Source organism: Pseudescherichia vulneris (genome assembly GCF_902164725.1).
Taxonomy (GTDB): Bacteria; Pseudomonadota; Gammaproteobacteria; order Enterobacterales; family Enterobacteriaceae; genus Pseudescherichia; species Pseudescherichia vulneris.
In genome coordinates, this window is record NZ_LR607338.1 from 4,042,346 (window position 1) to 4,049,509 (window position 7,164).

Consider the following 7,164-nt stretch of genomic DNA (forward strand, 5'->3'; position numbering starts at 1 on the left):
TGGCGGTGGCTGCCGCTGTAGAGTGCCCGGTGATAAACACCGGGCAGAGAGAACGCGTTATGCGCCAGCGTTATCCAGGGCGAGAATATCGTCCGGCGTCAGCTGAAGATTGATGGCCTCAACGAAGCCGTCGATGTGCTCAATTTTGGTCGCGCTGGCGATAGGCGCGGTCACGCCGGGGCGGCTGATCAGCCAGGCAAGCGCCACCTGGGCAGGCTTGACGTTGTGCTTCTCTGCAACGCTGTCCAGCGCCTCCAGAATGGCGTAGCCGCGCGGGTTAAGGTATTTACCGACGCCCTCGCCGCGCTGGCTTTGGCCCAGATCCTTCTCGCTGCGATACTTCCCGGAGAGGAAGCCGGAGGCCAAGCTGTAGTAAGTCACCACGCCAATATTCTCCCGCACCACCAGCTCCTGCAATTCGCCTTCAAAGCCGTCGCGATCGTAGAGGTTATACTCCGGCTGTAGCACCTGATAGCGTGGCAGACCGTTGGCGTCGGCCGCCTTAAGTGACGCTTCTAGCTGCGATGCGTTGAGGTTGGATGCGCCAACGGCGCGGATCTTGCCCGCCTTCAGCAGCTTCTCATACGCGCTGAGGGTCTCCTCATACGGCGTGCTGTCGTCTGGCCAGTGGGAGAAGTAGAGATCGATATAGTCCGTTTGCAGGCGCTTCAGGGAGTCATCAACCGCCTGCTCGATCCAGCGGGCAGAGAGCCCTTTTTTCCCCGGCTCGCCAAGGTCGGATCCCACTTTGGTAAACAGGGTGATCTTTTCACGTGCACCAGGGTGGGCAGCGAACCACTTGCCGAGAATGGTTTCGGATTCGCCACCTTTGTTACCCGGTGCCCAGGCAGAGTAGACGTCAGCGGTGTCGATAGCGGTCAGGCCGCGCTCCAGCAGCGCATCCAGCAGAGTGAAGCTCTGCTTCTCATCAACGGTCCAGCCAAAGACGTTACCGCCAAAAACCAGCGGCGGAATGTGTAATCCCGTCGTGCCTAATGAACGTAAAGCCATGCGCAATACCCCTTTTTTGAGTTACGGTATAGGCAATCGTAGACAAAACACGGCGAGGCATTAGCAATCTTTTGCGTATGATTATCAGAATCAGGCAAAACCGCATTAAAAGTGAAAATGAGGCTCTATGTTTGTTAGATATACTTAACTTATAAATTAATTTCATTAAGCAACAATGCTTTGTTTTACTTATAGGTGAGAAAAGCTTAAGGTTTCTTTATCACCTTGCTCAGATAAAAACGTATCCACACAATGAAGAAATTAATAGTTTTTTTACTATGGTCAGGTATAACTCTGTCAGCGCTACTTGGAGTCTTATCAGCAGTTTTGAATATTATGTTGATGCTTTCGTTAGCTTTTGATACGCCCGTAGATAGCTATACTTATGGTTTCCTAATTGGCCGCTGGAGCTTTACGCTTATCATGGTTATTACATTCTATGTTTTAAAGCGGTTAATAAGGAAATATAGCTTATAGCTAATCACGCATACTAATAAGCCATATCAAATAATATAGAGTGCTAACATGCGCTGATTACCCAAAGAAAGGTGAGGAATTATCTTTCAAACAAAAATTCAGGCTTTATGTAAGAGAGTTTTAGGTTTGATTCCCGGCACAGGGATCCATGAATGCATATAACATGCTACGGGTCGGCTGACCCGTAGCAGAGAGGGTAAAGATTACTTCAGACGGTAGGCCACCACGGCGTCGCCGCCTTTGGTGCCCAGCGAGCCGTGACCGCCCGCAGCAATAACTACGTACTGCTTGTTATCGCTACCCAGGTATGTCGCTGGCGTCGCCTGGCCGCCTGCTGGCAGCTCGGTCTGCCACAGCAGCTTACCGGTGTTGATGTCGTAGGCGCGGAAGAAGTTATCTGCCGTTGCGCCGTGGAACACCACGTCACCCGCCGTCACCAACGGACCACCGTGAGCGACCATCCCCATCGGGAAGCCGATTGGGAAACGCCCTGGCAGGAAAGTGGTGTTGAGGTTTTTGGTCGTCCCTACTCGACGCATCCACTCCGTTTTACCGGTGGTCAGATCGACACCCACCATGCGGCCCCACGGTGGAGCAATACACGGAATGCCCAGATCGGAAGAGAGCTGCTGAATGTGGATCGCGTAAGTCCCCTGGAAGTTCTCGTTCCAGTACGGCGAGTTCTCCTTGGTAAACAGACGCTCTTCTTCTGTCTGCGGGGTACGTTTGATCAGGTTGTATTTATAGGCCAGACGCACTGGCGAAGCGATCAGGATCTGACGCTCCGGATCGATAGCCACCGACCCCCAGTTAAACACGCCGATGTTACCCGGGAAGACAATGGAGCCGCCTTCGGTGGCTGGCGTCCACGGGTTACCGTCGTAGCGCAGCGATTTGAAATCGATACGGCAGGCCATCTGATCGAACGGCGTGATCCCCCACATCGCTTTTTCGCTCAGCGGATCGGGAATAAAGTTCAGCGCGGAAACCGGCTGGGTCGGCGAGAAGTTCTCCCCGGGTATGCCGCCTTCGGTCGATACTTTCTGCTGGTTGATCGGGTAGACAGGCTCCCCGGTCAGACGGTTAAGCACAAACAGGTTACCGGTTTTGGTCGGCAGGATAACAACCGGCTGCTTTTTACCCTGGTAGTCGATATCCAGCAGCGACGGCTGGGACGGGTTATCGCGGTCCCACAGGTCGTGCGTTGAGGACTGGAAGCGCCATTTGAACGCACCGGTGTTGAGATCCAGCGCCACCAGCGTGTCGCGGAACTTCTCGGTGTTGCTCTGCGGATCGCGCTGGGTACCCACTTCATCCGGCGAAGCGTTGCCAAACGGCACGTAGACCAGGCCGTTTTTCAGATCGGCGCTAAGAGTAGCCCAGGCCACAGGGGTATCCTGCGGGAAGGTCTGCCCGGCGGCAATCGGCTGGGTATTCTCAGGATTTGCCGGATCGAAGTTCCAGACCAGACGACCGGTCTCGGCGTCAAAGGCACGGATCACACCAGACGGGTTACCGGTGTTATAGCCGTTATCCATCACGGAGCCGCCGAGGATCACCAGCTTACCGGCAACCAGCGGAGCAGCGGTCTGCATCAGCGCGTGTGGACGAACGGTGCCCATGTTGTCATGCAGATCGACAACGCCGTTAGTACCGAAATCGGCGCACGGTTTACCGGTATCGGCATCCAGTGCGATCAGTTTTGCATCGGTAGTGGCGTTGAAGATGCGGCGAGTACAGGCCGCCGGTGCAGCATTAGTCGCTGCCGGCTGGGCTGAGCTGCTGTTCTGCGCGGCTGCGCTGCCGTCGTAGTAGCTTACGCCACGACAGGTCTGGTGCTGCTGGAGGTAGGAGCGATCCTTCTCAGGAACGTATTTCCACTTAAGCGCCCCGGTCTGCGGGTCGAGAGCGTGAACTTCATTGTGCGGCGTACAGAAGTAGAGCGCGTTGTTGACCTTCAGCGGCGTCGCCTCGAAGGTGTATTCGGTCGCATCTTTGCTGTCGCGCAGGTCGCCGGTGTGGTAGGTCCAGGCTACTTCCAGATCGCTGGCATTATCTTTATTGATCTGATTGAGCTTAGAGAAACGCAGGCCGTTGGTGGTGCCACCGTAGGCGGTCCAGTTGTTTTCTGCGACGTCAGCGCTGGAGGCGTTACGTGCCGTAGTAATGGTGCCCTCCTGCGGGTACGGATCGTAGAAGCAGAGACCGATCACCAGGGCGATCATCACCGCCACGGTACCGCCGAGGAAAGGATGGAAGCGACGCTCTCCTGCACCATTGGCGCGGAACAGCGGACGAACCACCCACGGCATCGCCAGCCAGAGGCCGATGACGCCAATCAGATCGCCGCGCGGGATCCACTGCCACTTATCAAAGCCCACCTCGTAGATGATCCAGGCCAGAACAATCCACATCAGCACCGCGTAGAGGCTAAGCGCAATGCGTTTGTTCAGGTAGAGCGTTACGGCGGTGGCAATGAGCCCCACGGCCATCACGGCGTAGAATGGCGAGCCGCCGACCAGCAGCAGCTTCGCCCCCATATAGAGCATCGCGAGCCCAATGAGCGCGATGACAATACTTGTTATTTTGTTAAGCATGATTCCCCTGACATAGACAAATGTACAATTGAAACGGTGTTTTACAACAATTTCGAAACAATGTTACAACGATCACAAAAAAAATATAGAGTTGGCATCGTTGCAAATTTGTCGTTTTGTGCGGGGAAAGGGTTAGAGCAAGGGTAAAAGGCGGGAGGCGCTGCCCCCTCAGGCGTTGCGCGTCAGGCCAAATAGCCAGTCATTATACAGTTGATTCCGTAGCCGGTAGCTTTCGTGCAGCTCCTGCTCCAGGGTGAAGCCCACCTTTTCCAGCAGGCTGCGGGAAGCGAGATTACCTGCGGTCACGGTGGCAATAAGGCGGTTGATTCCGCCCTCGCGGAAGGCGTAATCGCAGACGGCTCGCAGAGATTCGGTTCCGTAGCCCTGCCCCTGGGCATCGGGCGCGAATAAAAAGCCGACTTCGGCGCAGTCGCTATCGCGATGGATATAACCCGTCACGCCGAGCTTTTTTCCGCTGGTCCTGTCAGAAACCACGAGGCACAGCCAGTGCGGGCTTTGGGGTGACCAGAGCGGCAATCGCGACGTAAACGCGGCGCGAATCTCCTTCTTCGTCGGCATATCCGCAACGTAATACATCACCTGCGGATCTGTCTGTAGCGCGTGGAAAAAGTCCCAGTCGCTCTCGGTAATCTGCGTGCAAAGAAGTCTGGCAGTCGTTATCGTTCTCATCGAGAAACCTCAGTATGTTAACACCCTGATTACCCGGAAAACTTTCGCGATCCGGCCACGCACAGAATAACACCCAGCGTGCTGGCGAGCATCAGCGGATCGACGGTTTCGTGCAACAGCGCGGCGGATAAGCCAAGCCCAAAGAACGGCTGCAGCAGTTGTAGCTGTCCTACCGTCGCGATACCGCCAAGGGCCAGCCCCTTGTACCAGAAGATAAACCCAATAAGCATGCTAAAAAGCGATACGTAGCCCAGCGCAATCCAGGTGGACATAGAGAACGCGCTAAACGATTCTGGCCGCGTGGTAAACGAGGCGACCAGCATAAAGGGCAGCGCAACGATCAGCGCCCAGCTGATGACCTGCCAGCCCCCCAGCTCCCGGGTCAGCTTTGCCCCTTCGGCATAGCCCAGTCCGCAGACAATAATGGCCGCGAACATCAGGAGATCTCCCGTCAACGACGCAGAGGCATGTTGCGACAGGGCAAAGCCGACCACCAGCAGGCTGCCCAGCACGGAGAAGATCCAGAAAGCAGGACGCGGCCGTTCGCCGCCGCGCAGCACGCCGAAAATCGCCGTAGTCAGCGGCAGCAGGCCCAGAAAGACAATGGAGTGCGCGGAGGTAACGTGCTGCAATGCCAGCGCCGTCAGCAGCGGAAAGCCAACTACCACGCCCAGCGCAACGATAACCAGCGGCACAAGCTGCGACCTGTGTGGGCGCTTTTCACGAAAAGTAGCGATCAGCGCGGTAGCCAGGAGACCGGCAATCGACGCGCGCAGGAACGTCAGAAAAAAGGGATCCATATCGAGTACGGCAACGCGGGTAGCGGGCAGCGAGCCGCTGAAGATAATCACCCCAAGCAAACCGCTGAGCCAGCCCGATCCCGCTTTATGCGCAACTGCATTAACCATTTTTTACCACTCTCTATCAGCTTGAGTCATGAATAGCGGGATGGTAGTGTGCTTAATCCAGTACAATCAAAAAATTGTCATAGATACATGTCATGAAGGCGCGCTATAAATCGATCGTAGATAATTTTGCTGAGGCTATACGCTCCGGCAAATGCACAGCCGGAAGCCGCCTGCCGACGCATAGACAGCTTGCGTTAACCGAGCATATCTCGCTGGTGACGGCGACACGGGTATATCACGAGCTGGAAGCAATGGGGCTGGTCAGCGGTGAAACCGGACGAGGCACCTTTGTCCGGGATATCGCGCTGCCGCCCGGACACGGCGTGGATCAGCTCGCCGTGGCGACGGATACAGTGGATCTGAACTTCAACTACCCCTCCCTGCCGGGTCAAGGGGAGCGACTGCGCGACGCGCTCAGACAGATGGCGGCGGGCGGGGATATCGAATCCCACCTTCGCTATCAACCCCATGCGGGACGGCTGGCGGAGCGGGAAATTATCGCCCGTCACCTGACCCAACGCGGTTTTCGCCCTGAAGCAGAGAATCTGCTTATCGTTAACGGTGCCCAGCACGGGCTGACCATCACCGCGATGGCCCTGCTCAAACCCGGTGATGTCGTCGCCGTGGATGCGCTAACCTATTCCGGTTTTAAAGCCTTAGCGGCGCTCTGTCATCTTGAACTGGTTGCCATTCCCTGTACTGCCGAGGGACCGGATCTGCAGGCGCTGCGCCAGCTCTGTATCCGGCGGCAGGTGCGGGCTATTTACACCATGCCGACGCTGCATAATCCTCTTGGCTGGGTACTGGATCGCCAGCAACGAAAAGCGATTGCCGACATTGCCCGGCAGCATGATTTGTTGATTATTGAAGATGCTGCCTACGCGTATTTGATCCGACGCCCACCCCCGCCCCTCGCTGTCTTTGCTCCAGAAAGAACGGTCTATGTCACCGGCTTTTCCAAAAACGTCGCCACCGGACTGCGCGTAGGTGCGGCCATCTGCCCTGCTCACTATCGACCTGCGCTTGAGCGGGCAATAAGGGCCACGGCGTGGAATACGCCTTCGCTGATGACAACGCTGGTTTGCAACTGGATTGAGGACGGTACCGTTTCACGGTTTGAGACGCTTAAGCGCCGCGATGCCAGGCTGCGCCAGTCCGTAGCAAGAGAGAGTCTGGGCCCACTCCCCTGTATTACGCATCCTGATTCCTATTTTCTCTGGCTACCGCTGGCGGAAGAGGCCAGAGCCGACCGGGTGGTAAAAGCGTTAATGGATAATAATATTTCGGTATCCACCGCCGAGCCATTCTCGGTTTCAGCAAGCGTGCCGCAGGCCATTCGCATTGCACTAGGCTCGGTGTCTATGGATAACCTGCGCAGCGCGCTGGTAAAGGTGCGGGAAGTCATTGAGTTTGAACAGTATGGGTTGCGGGGAGGTGATGGTGTTTGATTGTCTTATTTTCCAGTCAAGAAAACCAAGTAA

The 7,164-nt window shown here is 56.0% G+C and carries 5 protein-coding genes; 1 reads left to right on the forward strand and 4 read right to left on the reverse strand.

The genetic code is table 11. The annotated features are described in order from the left end of the window. Nucleotides 1-57: 57 nt before the first annotated feature. The 4 genes from FN633_RS16725 to FN633_RS16740 all read right to left on the reverse strand — a co-directional run bounded on the left by FN633_RS16725 (nt 58) and on the right by FN633_RS16740 (nt 5,683). A complete protein-coding gene (locus FN633_RS16725) occupies nt 58-1,011 on the reverse strand; it encodes an aldo/keto reductase (RefSeq protein ID WP_154058499.1) in 954 nt (317 codons plus the stop codon). Between the two features lie 680 nt (nt 1,012-1,691). Further along, the gene (locus FN633_RS16730; RefSeq protein WP_154058500.1) at nt 1,692-4,085 is read right to left on the reverse strand and encodes a membrane-bound PQQ-dependent dehydrogenase, glucose/quinate/shikimate family; all 2,394 of its coding nucleotides are present in this window, start codon (nt 4,083-4,085) and stop codon (nt 1,692-1,694) included. Between the two features lie 168 nt (nt 4,086-4,253). After that, nucleotides 4,254-4,775 (reverse strand): GNAT family N-acetyltransferase, encoded by a 522-nt coding sequence (locus FN633_RS16735; RefSeq protein ID WP_154058501.1) that lies wholly within the window; start codon nt 4,773-4,775, stop codon nt 4,254-4,256. A gap of 29 nt (nt 4,776-4,804) precedes the next feature. Continuing rightward, complete coding sequence (locus FN633_RS16740; RefSeq protein ID WP_154058502.1) at nt 4,805-5,683, reverse strand: DMT family transporter; 879 nt, start codon at nt 5,681-5,683, stop codon at nt 4,805-4,807. Between the two features lie 92 nt (nt 5,684-5,775). On the opposite strand from FN633_RS16740, the gene FN633_RS16745 reads away from it, so the two are divergent. Beyond that, nucleotides 5,776-7,131 (forward strand): aminotransferase-like domain-containing protein, encoded by a 1,356-nt coding sequence (locus tag FN633_RS16745; RefSeq protein ID WP_154058503.1) that lies wholly within the window; start codon nt 5,776-5,778, stop codon nt 7,129-7,131. Nucleotides 7,132-7,164: the final 33 nt, after the last annotated feature.

Coding starts and splice junctions, on each gene's coding strand:
- FN633_RS16745 (WP_154058503.1), top strand. CDS start 5,776: ATGAAGGCGCGCTATAAATCGATCGTAGATAATTTTGCTGAGGCTATA.
- FN633_RS16725 (WP_154058499.1), bottom strand. CDS start 1,011: ATGGCTTTACGTTCATTAGGCACGACGGGATTACACATTCCGCCGCTG.
- FN633_RS16735 (WP_154058501.1), bottom strand. CDS start 4,775: ATGAGAACGATAACGACTGCCAGACTTCTTTGCACGCAGATTACCGAG.
- FN633_RS16730 (WP_154058500.1), bottom strand. CDS start 4,085: ATGCTTAACAAAATAACAAGTATTGTCATCGCGCTCATTGGGCTCGCG.
- FN633_RS16740 (WP_154058502.1), bottom strand. CDS start 5,683: ATGGTTAATGCAGTTGCGCATAAAGCGGGATCGGGCTGGCTCAGCGGT.